23 protein-coding genes are annotated in these 21,621 nt (G+C 58.6%); 9 read left to right on the top strand and 14 right to left on the bottom strand.

The genetic code is table 11. The features are described from left to right. Nucleotides 1-53: 53 nt before the first annotated feature. Nucleotides 54-812 (top strand): zinc ABC transporter ATP-binding protein ZnuC, encoded by a 759-nt coding sequence (gene znuC, locus FO014_RS20485; protein ID WP_105231400.1) that lies wholly within the window; start codon nt 54-56, stop codon nt 810-812. Then, on the top strand, nt 809-1,594 hold the full coding sequence (gene znuB / locus FO014_RS20480; protein WP_160030865.1) for a zinc ABC transporter permease subunit ZnuB: 786 nt from the start codon (nt 809-811) through the stop codon (nt 1,592-1,594). The genes znuC and znuB overlap by 4 nt, the downstream gene beginning before the upstream one ends. Before the next feature lie 64 nt (nt 1,595-1,658). Here znuB and ruvB read toward each other — a convergent pair whose 3' ends face one another. From ruvB to FO014_RS20445, 7 genes are all read right to left on the bottom strand, one after another. Beyond that, on the bottom strand, nt 1,659-2,663 hold the full coding sequence (gene ruvB / locus FO014_RS20475) for a Holliday junction branch migration DNA helicase RuvB (RefSeq protein ID WP_160030864.1): 1,005 nt from the start codon (nt 2,661-2,663) through the stop codon (nt 1,659-1,661). Nucleotides 2,664-2,684: 21 nt separating this feature from the next. Continuing rightward, nucleotides 2,685-3,299 (bottom strand): Holliday junction branch migration protein RuvA, encoded by a 615-nt coding sequence (gene ruvA / locus FO014_RS20470; RefSeq protein WP_160030863.1) that lies wholly within the window; start codon nt 3,297-3,299, stop codon nt 2,685-2,687. Between the two features lie 133 nt (nt 3,300-3,432). Further along, a complete protein-coding gene (gene ruvC, locus FO014_RS20465) occupies nt 3,433-3,954 on the bottom strand; it encodes a crossover junction endodeoxyribonuclease RuvC (protein ID WP_015672619.1) in 522 nt (173 codons plus the stop codon). Nucleotides 3,955-4,027: 73 nt separating this feature from the next. After that, on the bottom strand, nt 4,028-4,771 hold the full coding sequence (locus FO014_RS20460) for a YebC/PmpR family DNA-binding transcriptional regulator (protein ID WP_160030862.1): 744 nt from the start codon (nt 4,769-4,771) through the stop codon (nt 4,028-4,030). A 19-nt stretch (nt 4,772-4,790) separates the two neighbouring features. Then, nucleotides 4,791-5,237, bottom strand: coding sequence for a dihydroneopterin triphosphate diphosphatase (gene nudB / locus FO014_RS20455; protein WP_160030861.1), 447 nt, complete (start codon nt 5,235-5,237; stop codon nt 4,791-4,793). Continuing rightward, nucleotides 5,237-7,030 carry an aspartate--tRNA ligase gene (aspS, locus tag FO014_RS20450; protein ID WP_105231405.1) on the bottom strand — a complete coding sequence of 598 codons (1,794 nt, stop codon included), beginning with the start codon at nt 7,028-7,030 and terminating at the stop codon, nt 5,237-5,239. Before aspS ends, nudB begins: the two co-directional genes overlap by 1 nt. Nucleotides 7,031-7,041: 11 nt before the next feature. Then, nucleotides 7,042-7,329, bottom strand: coding sequence for an FmdB family zinc ribbon protein (locus FO014_RS20445; RefSeq protein ID WP_232251557.1), 288 nt, complete (start codon nt 7,327-7,329; stop codon nt 7,042-7,044). 203 nt (nt 7,330-7,532) lie between these two features. Here FO014_RS20445 and FO014_RS20440 point away from each other — a divergent pair, with 203 nt between their 5' ends. From FO014_RS20440 to cmoB, 5 genes are all read left to right on the top strand, one after another. Next, on the top strand, nt 7,533-8,105 hold the full coding sequence (locus FO014_RS20440; RefSeq protein ID WP_160030860.1) for a hydrolase: 573 nt from the start codon (nt 7,533-7,535) through the stop codon (nt 8,103-8,105). A 69-nt stretch (nt 8,106-8,174) separates the two neighbouring features. Next, nucleotides 8,175-8,987, top strand: a complete 813-nt coding sequence (locus FO014_RS20435) for a DUF72 domain-containing protein (RefSeq protein ID WP_160030859.1) — start codon at nt 8,175-8,177, stop codon at nt 8,985-8,987. Nucleotides 8,988-9,089: 102 nt separating this feature from the next. After that, nucleotides 9,090-9,485, top strand: coding sequence for an MAPEG family protein (locus FO014_RS20430; RefSeq protein WP_105231408.1), 396 nt, complete (start codon nt 9,090-9,092; stop codon nt 9,483-9,485). 114 nt (nt 9,486-9,599) lie between these two features. Next, nucleotides 9,600-10,343, top strand: a complete 744-nt coding sequence (cmoA, locus tag FO014_RS20425) for a carboxy-S-adenosyl-L-methionine synthase CmoA (RefSeq protein WP_105231409.1) — start codon at nt 9,600-9,602, stop codon at nt 10,341-10,343. Further along, the gene (gene cmoB, locus FO014_RS20420) at nt 10,340-11,311 is read left to right on the top strand and encodes a tRNA 5-methoxyuridine(34)/uridine 5-oxyacetic acid(34) synthase CmoB (protein WP_160030858.1); all 972 of its coding nucleotides are present in this window, start codon (nt 10,340-10,342) and stop codon (nt 11,309-11,311) included. The genes cmoA and cmoB overlap by 4 nt, the downstream gene beginning before the upstream one ends. 45 nt (nt 11,312-11,356) lie before the next feature. On the opposite strand, the gene FO014_RS20415 is transcribed toward cmoB, so the two are convergent. Together FO014_RS20415 and cutC are read right to left on the bottom strand one after the other, a co-directional pair. Next, nucleotides 11,357-12,064 carry an HPP family protein gene (locus tag FO014_RS20415; protein WP_111736964.1) on the bottom strand — a complete coding sequence of 236 codons (708 nt, stop codon included), beginning with the start codon at nt 12,062-12,064 and terminating at the stop codon, nt 11,357-11,359. A gap of 134 nt (nt 12,065-12,198) precedes the next feature. Further along, a complete protein-coding gene (gene cutC / locus FO014_RS20410; RefSeq protein WP_160030857.1) occupies nt 12,199-12,957 on the bottom strand; it encodes a copper homeostasis protein CutC in 759 nt (252 codons plus the stop codon). A 101-nt stretch (nt 12,958-13,058) separates the two neighbouring features. Between cutC and FO014_RS20405 the strand changes: the two genes are divergently transcribed. Then, on the top strand, nt 13,059-14,207 hold the full coding sequence (locus tag FO014_RS20405; protein WP_160030856.1) for a MalY/PatB family protein: 1,149 nt from the start codon (nt 13,059-13,061) through the stop codon (nt 14,205-14,207). Here FO014_RS20405 and FO014_RS20400 read toward each other — a convergent pair. Then, a complete protein-coding gene (locus tag FO014_RS20400) occupies nt 14,204-14,767 on the bottom strand; it encodes a VOC family protein (protein WP_160030855.1) in 564 nt (187 codons plus the stop codon). The two genes, FO014_RS20405 and FO014_RS20400, sit on opposite strands and share 4 nt — an antisense overlap. Nucleotides 14,768-15,656: 889 nt before the next feature. Here FO014_RS20400 and argS point away from each other — a divergent pair. Further along, nucleotides 15,657-17,387 (top strand): arginine--tRNA ligase, encoded by a 1,731-nt coding sequence (argS, locus tag FO014_RS20395; RefSeq protein ID WP_160030854.1) that lies wholly within the window; start codon nt 15,657-15,659, stop codon nt 17,385-17,387. A 100-nt stretch (nt 17,388-17,487) separates the two neighbouring features. On the opposite strand, the gene murJ is transcribed toward argS, so the two are convergent. From murJ to rimJ, 4 genes are all read right to left on the bottom strand, one after another. Further along, the gene (murJ, locus tag FO014_RS20390) at nt 17,488-19,023 is read right to left on the bottom strand and encodes a murein biosynthesis integral membrane protein MurJ (RefSeq protein ID WP_160030853.1); all 1,536 of its coding nucleotides are present in this window, start codon (nt 19,021-19,023) and stop codon (nt 17,488-17,490) included. 111 nt (nt 19,024-19,134) lie between these two features. Next, entirely contained in the window at nt 19,135-20,070 is a 936-nt protein-coding gene (locus FO014_RS20385) for a Gfo/Idh/MocA family protein (RefSeq protein WP_160030852.1), read from the bottom strand. Continuing rightward, nucleotides 20,063-20,710 carry a DUF480 domain-containing protein gene (locus FO014_RS20380; RefSeq protein WP_160030851.1) on the bottom strand — a complete coding sequence of 216 codons (648 nt, stop codon included), beginning with the start codon at nt 20,708-20,710 and terminating at the stop codon, nt 20,063-20,065. The genes FO014_RS20385 and FO014_RS20380 overlap by 8 nt, the downstream gene beginning before the upstream one ends. 10 nt (nt 20,711-20,720) lie before the next feature. After that, nucleotides 20,721-21,305 (bottom strand): ribosomal protein S5-alanine N-acetyltransferase, encoded by a 585-nt coding sequence (gene rimJ, locus FO014_RS20375; protein ID WP_160031452.1) that lies wholly within the window; start codon nt 21,303-21,305, stop codon nt 20,721-20,723. Nucleotides 21,306-21,621 lie beyond the last annotated feature (316 nt).

Genomic DNA, 21,621 nt, shown 5'->3' with positions numbered 1-21,621 from the left:
CAGCGAAGCGTGATATTATAACATTCGGTAAGTTCTGCAAGATGTAATCAGAAATGTCTACACTGACAACGTTAAAAAATATCTCCGTTTCGTTCGGCAGCCGCAATGTGCTATCGAATATTTCTCTCAGCCTGCAACCTGGCCGCATACTGACGCTGCTGGGGCCCAACGGCGCGGGTAAATCGACGCTGGTGCGCGTGGTGCTCGGCCTTATTGCGCCGACCAAAGGCGACATTGAGCGCCAGCCGGGCCTGCGTATCGGCTATGTGCCGCAAAAGCTGCACCTGGATGCCACCCTGCCCCTGACGGTCAGCCGTTTTATGCGGCTCAAGCCCGGGGTCAAAAAGGCAGATATTCTGCCGGCGCTCAAACGGGTACAGGCGGCGCACCTGCTGGAACAGCCAATGCAAAAGTTGTCCGGCGGCGAAACGCAGCGCGTGCTGCTGGCCCGGGCGCTGCTCAACCGCCCGCAGTTGCTGGTGCTTGATGAACCGACGCAGGGCGTCGACGTCAACGGCCAGTTGGCGCTGTACGATCTGATCGACCAACTGCGCCATGAGCTGGACTGCGCCGTGCTGATGGTCTCCCACGATCTGCATCTGGTGATGGCAAAAACCGACGAAGTACTGTGCCTGAATCAGCATATCTGCTGTTCCGGCACGCCGGAGGCGGTGTCAACGCATCCCGAATTTATTGCCATGTTCGGCAACCGCGGCGCAGAGCAGCTGGCTATTTACCGCCATCACCATAATCACCGTCACGATTTAAAGGGACGTATCGTATTAAAGAAAACCGGGAGTCGTGACGCATGATCGAACTGTTATTCCCCGGCTGGCTGGCCGGGATCCTGCTGGCCACCGCCGCCGGTCCGCTGGGTTCGTTTGTCGTCTGGCGCCGGATGTCCTATTTCGGCGATACGCTGGCGCACGCGTCGCTGCTGGGCGTCGCCTTCGGCCTGCTATTGGACATCAATCCGTTTTACGCGGTAATCGCCGTTACCTTGCTGCTGGCGCTGCTGCTGGTATGGCTGGAACGGCGTCCTCAGCTCTCTCTGGATACCCTGCTGGGCATTATGGCGCACAGTGCGCTGTCGCTCGGCCTGGTGGTGGTGGCGCTGATGTCCGATGTGCGTGTCGATCTGATGGCCTACCTGTTTGGCGATCTGCTGTCGGTGACCACGGATGACATTGCGATGATTGCCGTCGGCGTGGCGATCGTCCTGTTGGTGCTCTACTGGCAGTGGCGCAATCTGCTGTCGATGACCATCAGCCCGGAAATGGCGCACGTTGACGGCGTCAATCTGGCGCGCACGCGCATCGTGCTGATGATGGTGACCGCGCTGACCATCGGCCTGGCAATGAAGTTTGTCGGCGCGCTGATTATTACCTCGCTGCTGATTATCCCGGCAGCCACCGCGCGCCGGTTTGCCCGTACGCCGGAGCAGATGGCGAGCATCGCCGTATTGGTCGGCATGCTGGCGGTTACCGGCGGCCTGACCTTCTCGGCGTTTTACGATACGCCGGCCGGCCCGTCGGTGGTGCTGTGCGCAGCCATTCTGTTCGTTTTCAGCCTGTTGAAAAAGCAGCAGGCGTAATAATCGCCGTGCAGTAAAAAGGGTCGCTTAACGCGACCCTTTTGTTTTTCGTCAATTCTTCCTGTCACTCTTCGCGCTCAATACCGAAATGCTTATAGGCATGGTTGGTCGCCATGCGTCCGCGCGGCGTGCGCTGAATAAACCCCTGCTGGATCAGGAACGGCTCAATCACGTCTTCAATCGTTTCACGCTCTTCGCCAATCGCCGCCGCCAGGTTATCCAGCCCTACCGGCCCGCCGGTAAACTTATCGATAATCGCCAGCAGCAGCTTACGGTCCATATAGTCGAACCCTTCCGCATCCACATTCAGCATATTCAGCGCCTGCGCCGCCACCTCGCCGGTCATCCGGCCGTCGGCCCGCACCTCGGCGAAATCCCGCACCCGGCGCAATAAACGGTTGGCGATACGCGGCGTGCCGCGCGCCCGGCGCGCCACTTCGTGTGCGCCGTCCGGCGACAGCGTCAGCCCCAGGCAGCTGGCGCTGCGCGAGACGATGTGCTCCAGATCGGCCACCTGATAGAACTCCAGCCGCTGGACAATGCCGAAGCGATCGCGCAGCGGCGAGGTCAGCGAGCCGGCGCGGGTGGTGGCGCCGACCAGGGTGAAAGGCGGCAGATCGATTTTGATCGAACGCGCCGCCGGCCCTTCGCCGATCATAATATCCAGCTGATAGTCTTCCATCGCCGGGTACAGCACCTCTTCCACCGCCGGCGACAGCCGGTGAATCTCATCGATAAACAGCACGTCGTGCGGTTCAAGATTGGTGAGCATCGCCGCCAGATCGCCGGCCTTTTCCAGCACCGGACCTGACGTAGTGCGCAGGTTGACGCCCATTTCATTGGCGACGATATTGGCCAGTGTGGTTTTCCCCAACCCCGGCGGACCGAAAATCAGCAGGTGATCGAGCGCATCGCCCCGCAGCCTGGCCGCCTGAATAAAGATTTCCATCTGCTCGCGAACGTGCGGTTGGCCCACGTACTCCGCCAGCATTTTGGGGCGGATGGCGCGATCGATCACTTCTTCTTCCGTGATCGGTTCGGCTGAGATCAGGCGGTCGGCTTCAATCATTTCTTATCCTTATCCCGGCGGTTACAGGGCCGCGCGCAGCGCGTCGCGGATCAGGGTTTCACAATCGGCGCCCGGCTTGGCCACTTTACCGACCATACGGCTGGCCTCCTGCGGTTTGTACCCCAGCGCCACCAGCGCCGCAGCGGCCTCGGCTTCGATATCCGCTTCCGGCGCCTTGCCGGCGTTGGCCGGCAGGTTGATCTCACTGCTGTTGGCAAACAGGTCGCCGTTAAGCCCCTTAAAGCGGTCTTTCATTTCCACCACCAGACGCTCGGCGGTCTTTTTGCCCACGCCCGGCAGCTTCACCAGCGCGGTGATTTCCTCACGCTCTACCGTGGTGACAAACTGTTGCGCCGACATGCCGGACAGGATCGCCAACGCCAGCTTCGGCCCTACGCCGTTAACCTTAATCAGCTCGCGAAACAGCGCGCGTTCCTGTTTATCGTTAAAACCATACAGCAGCTGCGCATCTTCACGCACCACGAAATGGGTAAATACGATCGCTTCCTGCCCCAGCTCCGGCAGCTCGTAGAAGCAGGTCATCGGCATATGCACTTCATAACCGACACCGTTCGCTTCCAACAACACCAGCGGCGGCTGTTTTTCCAGGATATTACCTCTGAGACGACCTATCATTTACCCTCCAGCTTCAATTCTTGTTCACGGCCCGCGGCCATGCCATGCTGCTAAGCTTATAACATAAAAAAGGCTGGATGAATATCCAGCCTGCCCGTTACCCGCCCGCAATCTTTCCGCAGCCTGATAACGCTTATTTTAAACGCCCGCGCGCCATGCTTAACCGCCCTTCGCTCATCCGCAGCACATTCTGGCTGAGGTGGCAGTGGGTGATGGCGATAGCCAGCGCATCGGCGGCGTCCGCCTGCGGACTGGCGGACAGTTTAAGCAACGAACGCACCATATGCTGCACCTGCGCCTTCTCGGCCGCGCCGGTGCCGACCACCGTCTGTTTGACCTGACGTGCGGCGTACTCAAACACCTCAAGATTCTGGTTGACCGCAGCAACGATCGCCACGCCGCGCGCCTGTCCCAATTTGAGCGCCGAGTCCGGGTTCTTGGCCATAAATACCTGTTCGATGGCGAAGAAATCCGGCTGGAACTGCGTAATAATCTCGCTGACGCCGGCATAAATCAGCTTCAGCCGCGTCGGCATATCGTCCACGACGGTGCGGATGCAGCCGCTGGCGATATACGACAGCTGACGCCCCTGCTGACGAATCAGGCCATAGCCGGTGATGCGCGAACCCGGGTCGATACCGAGGATAATCGCCATTATGTCGTCCGCTCCGTCTTGCCCGCCAACGGCGTCAGGCGCTGCAGCAGTGCAGCGCCATATTCACCACGCATTACAGCGTAGCCGCCACCTCGTCGGAGATCTCACCGTTGTGGTAAACCTCCTGCACGTCGTCGCAGTCTTCCAGCATATCGATCAGACGCAACAGCTTCGGCGCGGTTTCCGCATCCATATCGGCCTTGGTCGACGGGATCATCGACACTTCCGCCGCTTCAGCGGTAAAGCCGGCGCTCGCCAGCGCGTCTTTCACTTCGCCCAGGTTTTCCCACGCGGTGTAAACGTCGATCGCGCCGTCATCATAAGTCACGATATCTTCCGCGCCGGCTTCCAGCGCCGCTTCCATCACGCTGTCTTCATCCAGGCCCGGCGCAAAGGTGATCACGCCTTTTTTGGTGAACAGGTACGCCACGGAGCCGTCGGTGCCGAGGTTGCCGCCACACTTGGTGAAGGCGTGACGCACTTCCGCCACGGTGCGGTTGCGGTTGTCACTCAGGCATTCGATCATGATGGCGGTGCCGCCCGGACCATAACCTTCATAGATGATGGTTTCCATGTTGCTGTCGTCTTCACCGCCGACGCCGCGGGCAATGGCGCGGTTCATGGTGTCGCGCGTCATGTTGTTGGACAGCGCCTTATCCATCGCCGCGCGCAGACGCGGGTTGGCGTCGGGATCGCCGCCGCCCAGTTTGGCCGCGGTGACCAGTTCACGAATAATTTTGGTGAAAATCTTACCGCGTTTGGCGTCTTGCGCCGCTTTACGGTGTTTTGTGTTGGCCCACTTACTATGACCTGCCATAAAAAATCTCCAAAAAAAACTACTGGACTGAATTAATCACAAACTCTTCAATCGCCTGCTGGTTGCTCCATGACTTGGTCAGTTTGACGGCTTCCGCCGCCTCAAGCCACTGATAGGCGTGATGCTCGGTAATCACCGGATCGCGCTCTGCGGGCAATGCCAGACAGAACCAGTGCTCTTTATTACGCGTGGTTCCCGGCGCATAGCGATGTCGCAAGTGGACGAAGAGTTCAAACTCCACGCAGCGCTGGCAATCGAACAGCGGCAGATTCTCCGCCACCACATCGATGCCGACTTCTTCTTTGATTTCACGCTGCGCAGCATGCAGCGGCGATTCATCCGCCTCCAGGCTGCCGGTCACCGACTGCCAGAATTCGGTATCGTCCCGCCGCTGTAACATGAGCACCCGGCCGCTGGAACGCGCATAAATCACCACCAGAACCGACTCGGGGCGTTTATAGTTCATCACGCGTTCTCTGAGTTAGCGTCGTCCGCCGCGCCCTTTTTCACCACGCTGATGGACAGCTCCTGCAGCGACGCCGGGTTGGCGAAGCTCGGTGCGTCGGTCATCAGACAGGCGGCCGCGGTGGTTTTCGGGAAGGCGATCACGTCGCGGATATTTTCCGTGCCGGTCAGCAGCATCACCAGGCGATCCAGGCCAAAGGCCAAGCCGGCGTGCGGCGGCGTGCCGTACTTCAGCGCGTCCAGCAGGAAGCCGAACTTCTCACGCTGTTCGTGTTCGTCGATGCCCAGAATGCTGAACACCGTCTGCTGCATTTCGCTGCGGTGAATACGCACCGAGCCACCGCCCACTTCGTAGCCATTCAACACCATGTCGTAGGCGTTGGCGATGGCTTCGGTCGGCGCCTGCGCCAGCGCTTCCGGCGAGGAGTCACGCGGAGCGGTAAACGGATGGTGCATCGCCGCCAGACCGCCTTCGTCGTCTTCTTCGAACATCGGGAAATCAACCACCCACAGCGGCGCCCAGGCGTCCAGCTTGGTCAGCTGCAGATCGCGGCCCAGCTTCAGACGCAGCGCGCCCATCGCATCGGTGACGATTTTGCTGCTGTCAGCGCCGAAGAACAGAATATCGCCGCTTTGTGCGTCGGTGCGCGCCAGCATCGCTTCCAGCACGTCCGCGCTGAGGAATTTGGCGATCGGGCTTTGTACCCCTTCCATCCCGGCGGCGCGGTCATTCACTTTCAGCCACGCCAGCCCTTTGGCGCCGTAGATGTTAACGAATGCGCCGTACTCGTCGATCTGCTTACGGGTCAGCTGCGCGCCGCCCGGTACGCGGATTACCGCCACGCGCCCTTTGGCATCGTTGGCCGGGCCGGAGAACACTTTAAATTCGACGTCTTTCACCAGATCGGCCACGTCCACCAGCTCCAGCGGGTTACGCAGATCCGGCTTGTCGGAACCGTAGCGGCGCATCGCTTCGGCAAAGGTCATGATCGGGAAGTCGCCCAGATCCACGCCCTTCACATCCTGCCACAGTTCACGCACCAGCTGTTCCATTACGGTGCGCACTTGCTCGGCGCTCATAAAGGACGTTTCGACATCGATCTGGGTGAATTCAGGCTGGCGATCGGCACGCAGGTCTTCGTCGCGGAAACATTTGACGATCTGATAGTAGCGGTCAAAACCGGACATCATCAGCAGCTGTTTGAACAGCTGCGGCGACTGTGGCAGCGCGTAGAACTTGCCTTTATGTACGCGGCTCGGCACCAGATAGTCGCGCGCGCCTTCCGGCGTCGCCTTGGTCAGCATCGGCGTTTCAATATCCAGGAAGCCGTGGTCGTCCATAAAACGACGGACAAAACTGGTGATCTTGGCGCGGGTCTTCAGGCGGTCGGCCATTTCCGGGCGACGCAGGTCCAGGTAGCGGTATTTCAGACGCGCTTCTTCGCTGTTGGTCTGGTTGGCGTCCAGCGGCAGCGGCTCGGAACGGTTGATAATCTCGAGCGCATGGGCGAACACTTCCACTTCGCCGGTGGCCATATCTTTATTGATTTGGCTGTCCGGACGCGCGCGTACGGTGCCGACGATCTGGATGCAGAATTCGTTGCGCAGTTCGAACGCTTTGTCGAACGCCGCTTTTTTATCCGGGTCGAAGAACACCTGCACGATGCCTTCGCGATCGCGCATATCAATAAAGATCAGGCCACCCAAATCGCGACGGCGATTTACCCAGCCGCACAAAGTCACTTCCTGGCCCACGTGGGACAGATTCAACTGCCCGCAATATTCAGTACGCATACGCTATCCTTTTACTCAGCCGATGCCGCGCCGGACGTGTTGCCCTGGGCGCCGCTGTTATCTGATGAACTCTTGTTGCCCGGTTTAAAATCAGTCGCGTACCAGCCGGTGCCTTTCAGCTGGAATCCGGCTGCGGAGATCAATTTTGTCAACGCAGGCTGCCCACACGCCGGACAATCCGTCAGCGGCGCATCGGAAAATTTCTGCAATTTCTCTAATCGATGAGTGCAAGCACCACATGCATATTCATAAATCGGCATAGGTCGTTGGATTAAAGAGAGTTGAAAAAAGGCGGTCATTATAAAGGAAATTCATCCGCCCGATAAGTGCGAAGCGCGTATTGTTCTGCGACTAAATGCTGCCTTTTTGTCCGAACCACACATTGATTAACAAATTTCCCGTTAACAGCGGCGCAAATGTTCACGTAGCCTAGGTTTACGCTTGATTGCTACAAACCCGGCGGCAAACCGCCCAACCCCCCTTTTCGCAATGAGACAACGCCATGCTGAAACTTGATACCTCAACCACCGCCCTGGTACTGATTGACCTGCAACAGGGCATTTTACCCTTTGCCGGCGGCCCGCACAGTGCGGAACAGGTCGTCACTCACGCCGCCCATCTGGCGGGACGCTTCCGCGCACTTGGCGCACCGGTGATTCTGGTGCGCGTCGGCTGGTCCGCAAGCTTTGCCGAAGCGCTGCAACAGCCGGTTGATCAGCCTTCTCCACCGCCGGTCGGCGGCCTGCCCGATAACTGGTGGACCTTCCCGGAAACGCTGGCGGTCAGCGACGACGATATTCTGGTCACCAAACGCCAGTGGGGCGCCTTCTACGGCACCGATCTGGAGCTGCAGCTGCGCCGCCGCGGCATTAAAAGCATCGTGCTCGGCGGCATCGCCACCAATATCGGCGTAGAATCCACCGCGCGCGACGCGTGGGAACGCGGCTTCGAACTGGTTATCGCCGAAGATATGTGCAGCGCGCAGAACGCGGACATGCACCAGTTCGCCTTCCAGCATATCTTCCCGCGCCTGGCGCGCGTACGCAGCAGCAGCGAAATTCTTGCCGCGCTGTGATCAACGGGTTAACGTAAGCACTCTCTATTTTGCGCTGCCCCCGGCAGCCGGTAACTGGCGAAGGAACGGATGTATATCGGATTACCGCAATGGCACCATCCCGCCTGGAACCGCATCGGACTGCGGGATCTGGCGGACTACAGCCGCTATTTTAACTGCGTCGAGGGCAACACCACCTTCTATGCCCTGCCGAAAGCGGAGATCGTGCAGCGCTGGCGCGCGATGACCCACGACGATTTTCGCTTCTGTTTCAAATTCCCCGCTGAAATCAGCCATAAAGCGGCGTTGCGCCACTGCGACGCCGACGTACAGGCGTTTTACCGGTGCCTGGCGCCGCTGGAGGCGCGTATCGGCCAGCTGTGGCTGCAGCTGCCGGCGGCCTTCGGCCCGGCGGAACTGCCGGCGCTGTGGGCGTTTTTCGACACCCTGCCCGGCGCATTCACCTACGGCGTCGAAGTGCGCCACCCCGCCTTCTTCGCCAAAGGCGAAGAAGAGCGTCTGCTGAACCAGGGGCTGCACCAACGCGGCATTAATCGGGTGATCCTCGACAGCCGGCCGGTGCACCACGCCGCGCCGAACAGTGCGGCGGTGCGCGACGCCCAGCAAAAGAAGCCGAAGCTGCCGGTACACGCTCTGGTTACCGCCGACAATCCGCTGGTGCGTTTTATCGGCGGCGACTTACTGGACGACAACCTGCGCTGGTTCGATGCCTGGCAACATAAGCTGGCGGATTGGCAACAGCATACGCCTTATCTGTTTATCCATACGCCGGATAACGGTGATTCACCGCAGCAGGCGCAAAAAATCTGGCAGTTGCTGCGGGAAAAGATACCTTCGCTGCCTGTTGCACCCGACTGGCCCGAACAGGATTCACTGTTTTAACCAATTAATCTGGCGTATTACATCAGATTTTTCTCCGCGACAGCCAAACAAATGGCGGCTATTATGCAGGGGCCAGTTTTTGGTTAGGGAATGGAGTTAAAAATGGTAAGCGCGCTCTATGTGGTGCTCGGCGCATTGTTGTTAATCAAACTCTCTTATGACGTAGTCAAACTCAGGATGCAGTACCGCGTCGCTTACGGCGACGGGGGCTTTTACGAGTTGCAGACCGCCATCCGCGTACACGGCAACGCCGTGGAATATATTCCGATCGCCGCCGTACTGCTGGTGCTGATGGAGATGAACGGCGCAGAAATATGGCTGATTCACCTCAGCGGCCTGATGCTGATCGCCGGACGTCTGGTGCATTTCTATGGCCTGCGCAACCGCGAAGTCCGCTGGCGCCGTTCAGGTATGGCCGCCACCTATATCTCCCTGGTGCTGATGGTGCTGGCGAATACCTACTATCTGCCATGGGAACTGATCTTTTCGCTGCACTGAACCCTCGCTTTCCAGGCGGCGATGCCGCCTGTTTCCGCATCGATAATGTGATCTCTCACGCCGATATCTGTTAGAATACGCCCCTTCGAATTCTGACCTGATTTTTTTGCCGCTATGCCAAACCGCGATACTCTGTTTTCCGCCCCTATCGACAAGCTGGGCGACTGGACCTTTGACGAACGCGTTGCTGAAGTGTTCCCCGATATGATCCAGCGCTCCGTGCCCGGCTACTCCAATATTATTTCCATGATCGGCATGCTGGCGGAACGCTTCGTGCAGCCGCACAGCCAGGTCTATGATCTGGGGTGTTCACTGGGTGCGGCCACGCTGTCGATGCGGCGGAATATCAGCGTGGCGGACTGTAAAATCATTGCGGTGGACAACTCGCCGGCCATGGTCGAGCGCTGTCGTCGCCATATCGACGCCTTTCGCGCCGAGACGCCGGTCGAGGTGATTGAAGCCGATATTCTCGACATCAAGATCGAGAACGCCTCGATGGTGGTGCTGAACTTCACCCTGCAATTTCTCGAACCTGCCGACCGCCTGCGCCTGTTGCAACAGGTTTACCGTGGGCTGCGCCCGGGCGGCGCGCTGGTGCTGTCGGAAAAATTCAGCTTCGAGGACGCGCCGGTCGGCGAGTTGCTGTTCAATATGCACCACGACTTCAAGCGCGCCAACGGCTACAGCGAGCTGGAAATCAGCCAGAAACGCAGCATGTTGGAAAACGTCATGCTGACCGACTCGGTCGAAGCCCATAAAGCGCGCCTGCAGCAGGCCGGCTTTGAACACGCGGAAGTGTGGTTCCAGTGCTTTAACTTCGGTTCGCTGATCGCCCTGAAAGCGGGAGAAAGCGCATGATCGAGTTCGGCGATTTTTACCAGCAAATAGCCAAAAGCCCGCTCAGCCACTGGCTGGACACCCTGCCCGCACAGCTCAGCGCCTGGCAGCGCGAATCGCTGCATGGCAAATTCAAACAATGGTTCAACGCGGTGGAACACCTGCCGCAGCTGACGCCGGAGCGGCTTGACCTATTGAACGGCGTGCACGCCGATATGAACCAGCCGCTGTCCGCCGGCCGGCTTGAGGGCATTGAAACCATGCTGCGCACGCTGATGCCATGGCGTAAAGGGCCGTTCTCCCTGTACGGCATCGATATCGAAACCGAATGGCACTCCGACTGGAAGTGGGATCGCGTGCTGCCGCATATCTCGCCGCTGGCGGGACGCACCGTGCTCGACGTCGGCTGCGGCAGCGGCTACCACATGTGGCGGATGCTCGGCGCTGGCGCGCAGTTTGTCGTGGGCATCGACCCGATGCAGCTGTTCCTGTGCCAGTTTGAGGCGGTGCGCAAGCTGCTGGGCGGCGACCAGCGCGCGCATCTGCTGCCGCTCGGAATCGAACAGCTGCCGGAGCTGGCGGCGTTCGACACCGTCTTCTCCATGGGGGTGCTGTATCACCGCCGCTCGCCGCTAGATCACCTGTATCAGCTGAAAAATCAGCTGGTGCATGAGGGAGAACTGGTGCTGGAAACGCTGGTGGTGGAAGGCGATCGCCATCAGGTATTGGTGCCGGGCGACCGCTATGCGCAGATGCGCAACGTTTACTTTATCCCGTCCACTGAAGCGCTGAAGGGCTGGCTGGAAAAATGCGGCTTCGTCGATGTGAAGGTGGCCGACGTCTGTGTCACCAGCCTTGAAGAGCAGCGCCGCACCGGCTGGATGACCAGCGAATCGCTGGCCGACTTCCTCGACCCCGACGATCCGACGAAAACCCGGGAAGGCTACCCGGCGCCGCGCCGCGCCGTGCTGGTGGCGAGCAAGCCCTGATACTTTCTCCGCGGCGTATCCAACGATGCGCCGCATCAATCAGCGTTAAGACGCCGTCCGCTGCTGCGCCAGCTGTTCCGCGCGCTGCAGCACCGCCTGCAGATCGTCTTCATCAATATCCAGAAACTCGCCGTCCATCAGCGCCTGATGCAGATCGGCGCGGGTAATCGGCACATCAAGCGGCACCGGTTCCGGCTTCGCTTCGGCGGGCGATAGCGCATGCGGGTAGCGTCTGCCCATCAGGTTATTAAACACTATTGCCAGCAGCGCCATCAGCACGGAGTTGAGTAACACCGGCGACCAGACAAACGCATAGCCCAGCTGTTTAACGACATCGCCGCCGAGGATCGCCGTCAGCGCCACCGCCCCGCTCGGGGGATGCAGGCAGCGCAGCTTAAACATTATCCCAATCGCCAGGCACGCGGCCACGCCGCAGGCAATGCCCGGATCGCCGATCAGTTTGCCGCAGCTGACGCCAATCAGCGCCGCCACCAGATTACCGCCGACAATCGACCAGGGCTGTGCCAGCGGGCTGGCCGGTACGGCAAACAGCAGCACCGCCGAGGCGCCCATCGGCGCGACGAACCATAAATTGACGCTGCCCAACATCCAGTGGCTGACCCAGCCGGCGACCATCAGCCCCAGACCGGCGCCAAGGCTGGCGAGCGCAATCTCTTTATTCCCTGCGGCTAACGGATGCGGCCACAAACGCGCGCACCCTACTTTCAACTTCGTTACTATCGGGTTAATCATGTTGCCTAATAATGTAAAAATTAACGTTGCGGCGGGAATATATCACAGGAAAAATCTTAGTTAAGCTTTTATAGAGGGTAAAAACCCGGCGAATGCCGGGCGAGAGAGGATTTGTGTAGATTCAGTCTCGGTAACTAGGCGCTCTGCGCCAGCGGGTCGACCAGCTCCAGCGCGCCTTTCATCGCTTCCACCATTTCACCGTCAACGCAATAATGGCTGAACTCGTCGAATTCATTATCAGCGCACATGGTGACACCGGCCTTGCGGTAGCGCATGGTGGACGGCACGGTATGGCCGGAAGAACTGTGCAGTTCCCGAATGCCGATATCGACAAACTTGTGCAGGTTGCTTAAGCGCACGCCGGCACCGGCCATAATCACCGGCCCCTGGCTGGCCTGCAGTAAATCACGCAGCAGCGGCAACCCCAGCTCGGCATTCTGCTGCTGACCGGAAGTTAAAATACGCGCCACGCCCAAGTCGGTCAGCTGTTGCAGCGCCTGCATCGGGTTCTGGCACATATCAAACGCCCGATGGAAGGTCACGGCCATATCACCGCACAGCGCCATCACTTCCCGCAAGCGCGGCAGGTCAATATGTCCCTCAACGTCCAGCATGCCAATCACCACACCGGGGAACCCCAGGTCGCGCATTTGCGCCACGTCGTTTTTCATCACGCTGAAATCAACGGCGCTATAGCAAAAATCGCCGGCGCGCGGCCGGACGATGGGATGCACCGGAATTGCCAGCCTCTCCCGCGCCAGCGTCAATGATCCATAGCTGGGCGTCAGGCCCCCTTCGCTTTGGCTGGAGCATAATTCAATGCGATCCGCTCCTGCGCGTTCAGCCGTCAGCGCACACTCGACGCTATAGCAACAAACTTCCAGTTTAATCATTAGCACCTCCAGATGACGGCCAGCTCACTACCCGTCTTGTTTATCCGCACACTTGTCGCGTAGGCTGCAAGTATCAGCGAAAAACAGTTTAGGGAGTAACTATGGCATTCAATTTTGATCAATGGATAGACCGCAGTCACAGTGACAGCGTGAAATGGGATAAATATCACGATCGCGATATTATTCCGCTGTGGGTGGCCGATACCGATTTTCAATCGCCGCCGGCGGTGATCGAGGCGCTGCACCAGCGCGTCGATCACGGCGTATTCGGTTACGGACGTCCTTCACCGACACTGATAGCGCTTTTCGTTCAGCGCATGGCGGAGCGCTACCAATGGCATATCCGCCCCGAATGGCTGATATTTCTTCCCGGGCTGGTCTGCGGCCTGAATCTGTGTGTACGCGCGTTTACCGCCGAAGACGAAGGCACCATTGCGCCTTCCCCCATTTATCCGCCCTTCCGCAAAGCCGCACAGTTCGCCGAACGCAACCAACTGTCGGTGCCGATGCGCTTGCAGAACCAGCGTTGGCTGCCAGACCTGCCGGCGATCGCCGCGCAGCTTGACGGCCGGGAAAAACTGCTGCTGTTGTGTAATCCGCACAATCCGGGCGGCACGGTGTACCGCCGCGATGAGCTGCTGGCGCTGCAGCAGTTTGCCCAACAGCATAATTTGATTGTCTGTTCCGACGAGATCCACTGCGACTTATTGCTGGAGCCCGGCCTGCAGCATATGCCGTTTGCCGCACTGAACGAAGACGCCGCCCAGCGCAGCGTGACGCTGATGTCCCCGTCGAAAACCTTCAATATCGCCGGGCTTGGCGCATCAATGGCGATTGTTCCCAATGAGCAGCTGCGCCGCATGCTGTGCCGTACGCGTCGCGGCCTGGTGCCGGAGGTCGACGTGTTGGCGCTGGTCGCCGCGCAGGCCGCCTATCAACACGGACAGCCGTGGCTCGATCAACAGTTGGATTACCTGCGCGCCAACCGCGACCTGGTGATGACACGCATCAATACCCTGCCGGGTTTGCATCTGGCACCGATTGAAGCCACCTATCTGGCATGGATTGACTGCAGCGGACTGCCGGTCGACAATCCGCATGCCTTTTTTGAGCAGGCCGGCGTTGGTCTGAGTCCCGGTCTGGACTTTGGCGACCGCCGTTTCGTACGTCTGAACTTCGGCTGCCAGCGCGCGCTGCTGATACGAGCGCTGGAACGGATCGAGCGCGCGGTGCGCGCCCTGCCCGGTTAGCCGCGTTCGCTGGCGACGATATCGCGAATGGCGTACGGATGGAATTTGATGGTGACGCTGCCGTCGGTAATCGCCAGCGTCGGATTCGGCAAACGTTCACCTTCCCCCTGCGGCGCGCTCTGCTTCAGTTTGATGCCCGGCGTCAGCAGGGCTTCGTCCGGCAACAGCGCCAGCGCGCGCGCATACAGCGTCTGCGGGTCACCGGCGATCACCAGCTCAACATGCTCCCAACCTTCATGCGGGTAACGCTTGTCGCCGGGAAACGGCAGTTCGATGCAGTCGATCCGCCACGGCCCCACCTGTAGCGGCTGATGCAGGTCAAACAGGTAAATCGGCCGCCCGTTGATAACGGCGTCAGACATCACCTCAGCGCACTGCTTAAAACCGCTGAGCCAGCGTTCCGCCGTAGCATTTTGGTGACAGCGCACCGAAATATGGTCGGCATCAAACTGCGCCAAATCAAGCTGCAGCGTCTGGGCGAACTGCGCCAGCGTTTGTTCGAAACGGGGTAAATCCAGCGCCAGATCCTGCAATTCAGCGATGGTCGATAAAGGATTCATAACATTGTTGTCCGCTAAAGCTGTTTTTAGGGGCGTAATTTACCGTGCCTTAGCCACAAGAGCCACATCTGCCGGCATGGAAATCATCACCTCGCCGCCAATAGACAATACGACGGTGGTTGGAAAGGGCAAGCACGGCCATCAGCATTATTTCCCCCGCACTAACCATTCGTGCTAAATATATTTTTTAGGATTTTTCCCATAAGAAAAATAGTATAATAACGGCGAAATACAATATTCACACTTTGCATGCAAATTAAAGTAATAAAAATATCTTTATTGCTGTTTAAACCAGGTTATACAATAGTATTTCACTGAGGCAACCCCTGCGCCATGAGCGCTTATTATTTATACTAAAACCAATCTATCTGACTGTTTAAACAGTTATTTACTGAGCGCACATCCTGAGACTTATCTTAAATCAATCATCGTTAATTGATTCAGCATAGTAATTAAGTTAGCTTGGGGCCATGTTATAGCTGAGAAAATGATTATGTTTCTTTTAACGATATCTGTAGTACTCATCGTTATTGCCGTTTATGCAATTTTACGCCATTTCAAAACGCGCCGTGGCAGTGCGTTCGATGGTCGTCGTCGCAAGAAGTAACGGAATCTTTCCCGCACTCTTTTTATCGTCCAGATAACAACACCTGTGAATCCGTCCACCCACTTGCGGAAGCTGTGGGTGACGTCCTTCGTTTTCCGCCCCCTTTCTCTCTTGCAGACTTTATATCTCGCCGCCGCCGCAACTGCTGACGTGACGTCATCAATCGGTTACAATTATGGGCTGTTTTGTGGTTGGCTGCGGACGTGAGTCCCCCTATAGAGCCACCGTTGAATCCGCAGGGGCGCAACAGGCGTCTTTGCATTTGTCATTTAAGGTATCCCGGTGAATATTCAGGCACTTCTCTCAGATAAAGTCAGCCAGGCGCTGATTGCCGCAGGCGCGCCTGCCGATTGCGAGGCACAGGTCCGTCAATCTGCTAAAGCGCAATTTGGTGATTATCAGGCCAACGGCGTCATGTCCGTTGCCAAAAAGCTTGGCATGCCGCCACGACAACTGGCAGAAAAAGTCGTCGCACTGCTGCAGTTGGACGGCATCGCCAGCAAGGTCGAAATCGCCGGCCCGGGTTTCATCAACATCTTCCTTGACGCCGCGTGGGTCGCCCAGCAGGCCGACGCCGTACTGCGCGCGCCGAAACTGGGCATTGCGCCGGTCGCGCCGCAGACTATCGTCATCGACTACTCTGCCCCTAACGTGGCCAAAGAGATGCACGTCGGCCACGTGCGCTCCACCATTATCGGCGACGCCGCCGCCCGCACTCAGAGCTTCCTCGGCCATAAAGTGATTCGCGCCAACCACGTCGGCGACTGGGGCACGCAGTTTGGCATGCTGATCGCCTATCTGGAAAAAGTGCAGAATGAAAACGCCGACGAGATGGAACTGTCGGATCTGGAGCAATTCTACCGTGAAGCCAAACGCCACTACGACGAAGACGCCGAGTTTGCGGAGCGCGCGCGCGCGTATGTGGTCAAGCTGCAAGGCGGCGATGACTACTGCCTGAAAATGTGGCGCAAGCTGGTGGATATCACCATGGCGCAGAACCAGAAAACCTATAAGCGCCTCAACGTCACGCTGACCGAAGACGACGTAATGGGTGAAAGCCTGTACAACGCCATGTTGCCAGGCATCGTGGCCGACCTGAAGGCGAAAGGTCTGGCGGTGGAAAGTGAAGGCGCCACCGTGGTGTTCCTGGACGAATACAAAAATAAAGACGGCGATCCGATGGGCGTCATCATCCAGAAAAAGGATGGCGGCTACCTGTATACCACCACTGATATCGCCTGCGCCAAATACCGTTACGAAACCCTGGGCGCCGATCGCGTGCTGTACTACATCGACTCCCGCCAGCACCAGCATCTGATGCAGGCCTGGACCATCGTGCGTAAAGCCGGTTACGTGCCGGACTCGGTATCTCTCGAACACCATATGTTCGGCATGATGCTGGGCAAAGACGGCAAGCCGTTCAAAACCCGTTCCGGCGGCACCATCAAGCTGTCTGATCTGCTGGATGAAGCCATTGAGCGCGCCGGCAAGCTGATCGCCGAGAAAAACCCGGATATGCCGGCCGATGAACTGCAAAAGGTGGTCAACGCCGTCGGTATCGGCGCAATCAAATACGCCGACCTGTCAAAAAGCCGCACCACCGACTATATCTTCGATTGGGACAACATGCTGTCCTTCGAAGGCAACACCGCGCCTTATATGCAATACGCCTATACGCGCGTGGCCTCGGTGTTCAAACGCGCCGGCGTCGACGAAAGCGATCTGACGCTGCCGCTGGCGATGACCGAAGAGCGTGAAATTGCGCTGGCGACCCGCCTGCTGCAGTTTGAAGAGACCATCACAGTGGTGGCGCGCGAAGGCACCCCGCACGTGATGTGCAGCTACCTGTACGATCTGGCCGGCCTGTTCTCCGGTTTCTATGAACACTGCCAGATCCTTAACGCCGACAGCGAAGAAGCGCGTCAGAGCCGCCTGAAACTGGCGCTGCTGACCGCCAAGACGCTGAAGACCGGTCTGGATACGCTGGGGATCGAAACCGTCGAGCGGATGTAATCGCCGGCTATCGCACAGCAAAAGGGTCGCCAGAGGCGACCCTTTTTTATTGTCCTGACGCACGGGGAAAGGCGAAGCGTACTCCGCCTATCAGCCGATATCAGGCGGCGCGGCGGGCAAAGTCTCGCGGCCGGAAGCCCAGCACGCCCAGCACGCCGAAATAGGCCACCACGCCGGCCACCACCACCGCCGCCAGGCGCAGCAGGCGTTCCAGCATATTGCCGTTGTCCCAGGCCGGCATCAGCCACAGCATGCCGACCAGCACCGCCGACATCACCAGCACCGCCACCACCAGCTTGGTGAGGAACAGCGCCCAGCCCGGCTGCGGACGGAAAATATCCTGCTTGCGCAGCTGCCAGTACAGCAGTGAGGCGTTCAGACAGGCCGCCAGGCCGATCGACAGCGACAGTCCGGCATGCTTCAGCGGGCCAATAAACGCCAGGTTCATCACCTGCGTCATAATCAGCGTGACAATGGCGATTTTCACCGGCGTTTTGATATCCTGACGCGAGTAAAAGCCCGGCGCCAGCACCTTAACCACAATCAGTCCCATCAGGCCGACGGAGTAAGCCACCAGCGCGCGCTGCGTCATCGCCGCATCAAAGGCGCTGAATTTGCCGTATTGGAACAGCGACACGGTCAGCGGCTTAGCCAGAATACCCAGCGCAATCGCGCTCGGCAGCGCCAGCAGGAAGCACAGACGCAGCCCCCAGTCCATCAGGCGGGAATACTCATCATGGTTGCCGCTGGAGAAACTTTTTGCCAGCGACGGCAACAAAATGGTGCCCAGCGCCACGCCCAGCACCCCGGAAGGAAACTCCATCAGGCGGTCGGCGTAGTACATCCAGGATACCGAACCGGATACCAGGAACGAGGCGAAAATGGTGTTGATGATCAGTGAAATCTGGCTGACCGACACCCCGAGGATCGCCGGCCCCATCTGCCGCATCACCCGCCATACGCCGGCGTCGCGCCACTTGATGCGCGGCAGCACCAGCATGCCGATCTTGCGCAGGTGCGGCAACTGGTAACCCAGTTGCAGTACGCCGCCGACCACCACCGCCCAGGCCAAAGCCAGCACCGGCGGATTGAAATAAGGCGCGGCGAACAGGGCGAAACCGATCATGCTGACGTTAAGCAGCGTCGGCGCAAACGCCGGTATCGAAAAGCGGTTCCAGGTATTGAGAATCGCCCCCACCAGCGACGCCAGTGAAATCAGCAATATATAGGGGAACGTAATGCGCAGCAGCGACGAGGTTAAGGCGAATTTGTCCGGCGTATCCGTAAAGCCCGGCGCAGTGATATAGATCACCCAGGGCGCCGCCAGCATCCCGGCCACCGTCACCAGCGCCAGCACCAGCGTCAGCAGGCCGGAGACATAGGCGATAAAAGTACGCGTCGCCTCTTCCCCCTGCTGGCTTTTATATTCGGCGAGGATCGGTACAAACGCCTGAGAGAACGCGCCTTCGGCGAAGATACGGCGCAGCAGGTTCGGCAATTTGAACGCCACGAAGAAGGCATCCGTCGCCATCCCGGCGCCAAAAACGCGTGCGACAATGGCGTCACGCGCAAAGCCCAGCACCCGGGAGAACATCGTCATCGAGCTGACGGCCGCCAGTGATTTTAGTAGGTTCATGTGGTTTTTCTGGTGAGTACTACGTGTAAATATCAACGCCTGCAACAGCAGGCGTCAGTCAAGAAACGGCTTCAGTTTACGCATCCGCGGCAGAATAGCCAACGCCATATGTTACATGGGGTTACCCGGCAAATCCGCCTCGCGCAGTATCTGTTCAATCATCCGCTGGGCGTAAAGTGCCTGTTCGCCACCGGTCTGCGGCGGCGTCTGATTCGCCACCGACTGAATAAAGTGGCGCGCCGCCCCCTCAAAACCGCGCTGGGCCAGCGTGGTCTGCCAGCCGGGCGCCGGTTGCTCCAGCACGCCGTCGCGGTCTTCACGCCGCCACTGGCGCATATCGTCCAGTTGATACACCGCGCCGCGGGTCACCGCCTGCACGCTTTCCCGCTGGCTGCCCGCCTGGCGGTGCATACTGGTGGTTACCATTGTCTCGCCGCAGCGGAAATGATGCTCGGCATACAGCATTTCACCGGCGTCATTGGCGCTCAGCCGGCCGCCCAGCAGTTTGCCGTCGCCGCCGGCCAGCCACAGCGCGGTATCCACCACGTGCAGATAGTCATCCAGCAGGGTGAAGCGCAGCAAATTTGGCCCCACGCTGTCAGCGCGGTGCTTATCCATACGGATCGACGCCGGCTGACGCATCTGCTGCTGCAGTTGGCCGTACAACGGCGCAAAACGGCGGTTGAAGCCCACCATCAGCGCCTTACCGCGCGCCTGCGCCAGTTCCAGCAGTTGTTCGCCCTGTTCCAGCGTCTCCGCCAGCGGTTTATCAACGTAGACATGCACGCCCTGCTCCAGCAGGCTTTTCACCACGCTGAAATGGCTGGCGGTGCTGCTGTGTACGAAAACCGCATCGCACTGCTGCGCCAGTTCGTCCAGGCGGGAGAAACAGGCCATCCGGTAGCTGTCGCACAGCGGCTGCGCCTTCTGGCGGTTCGGCGAAAAACCGCCCACCAATTGCCAGTCGGCGGCGTGGCTGAGGATCGGCAGATACGCTTTTTGCGCGATGCCGCCCAGGCCGACCACACCAATACGTAGCTTAGTCATGCCGCCCCTCCGCCGTCAGTTGCTGCAGTTGCTGCGTCAGCGCCGCGACCTGCTGTTCCAGCACGGCGACGCGCTGGCTTAATGACATATTTTCCTGCTCATCTTCGACGGCGGCGGTCGCTACCGCCTGTTCGGCGCCGAACAAATGCGCAAAACGGCTTTCACGCTTGCCCGGCTCACGCGCCAGGCGCCGTACAAACGGCCCGTCATCCCGCTCGGCCAACTGCTGCAGCAGTTGTTCTACCTCGGCGACATCGTTGAAATCATATAGCCGCGCGGCGCGCGTACGCAGCTCGCCCGGCGTCTGAGCACCGCGCAGCAGCAAGGTGGCGACCAGCGCCAGTTCCGCGTCGCTCAGTTTCAACTGACCGAATTCGGAATTACAGAAACGCTGCTCATATTTCACCACCCGGTTGCCAAAACCGCTTTGCGTGCGCAGAAAGTGTTTTTTCACCAGTTCGTCCAGCACTTCCTGAACCTCGCCTTCACTCAACGCCATCACCGGCTCACGGTTGGTTTTCTGATTACAGGCCAATGTGATAGCGTTCAATGACAGCGGATACTGCTCCGGCGTCGTCACCTGTTTTTCCAGCAGACAGCCGATCACCCGCGCCTCTTGCACGCTTAATTGATATTTCATTATCGTTTTCTCACCGTGGCGGAAGCCATTCTTTATTGGTTAACGCGGTCAGCACGTGGTCCTGCCATTTGCCGTCGATCAGCAGATAGTCCTTGGCATACCCTTCGCGCTCAAAGCCCAGGCGCGCCAACAGCGCGCCGCTGCGCTGATTATGCGGCATATAGTTCGCCATAATGCGGTGCATGCGCTGCTGACGCATCATATAACGGTTCGCCGACCGCAGCGCTTCATACATCAATCCCTGCCCCTGCCATTTCTCACCGAGGGAATAGCCAAGGAAGCAGGCATGGAAAGAGCCGCGCAGCACATTGCTGAAGTTCGCGACGCCGCGCACCTCATTTTCATCCGGATCAAGCAGAATGAAGTAGTAGGCATTGCCCTGTTTCTGCATTTCCATGATCATGCCGAGCCGCGCCTGCCAGCCGGAAGGATAACAGTAACTCTCGTCACGCACCGGCTCCCAAGGTTTGAGAAACGCGCGATTTTCCGCGTAATAATCAGCCAGGCGGTAGGCATCGCGTTCATGCACTAAACGGACGACCAGACGATCGGTAGTAAGACGTACTTTTGGTGATGCAGAGCGATAGCCGAACATCATTTCCCCCGCAATTCGGAACGGTTCGATAAAAAGAGAGTGCCGGGACTGCGCCCCGTGCATCAAACGGTATAAACCGTATTTCCCCGTTATTGAATATAACCGTAGCCTGCCTTACAGGTAAAACCCCAGCCGCTCAGTAAATAAGCGGTCAGCTTTTTTTCCCGCGCTTTTGTCGGCATGCTCCCGTTATTTCGGCGGCCTCTTTTGGCGACAGTCGGTCAACGCGCCGGCAAACTCGTGGAAAATATGCGCTAAGTCACCAGAAAATCAGCAATATTTACATCAGCTGCTATTCTGGTAGTAAATTCACATC

The sequence above is a fragment of the Serratia rhizosphaerae genome, assembly GCF_009817885.1.
Lineage (GTDB): Bacteria > Pseudomonadota > Gammaproteobacteria > Enterobacterales > Enterobacteriaceae > Serratia_B > Serratia_B rhizosphaerae.
Note: the sequence above shows the minus strand (reverse complement) of the source record. Positions and strands in the feature narration are given on the sequence as shown.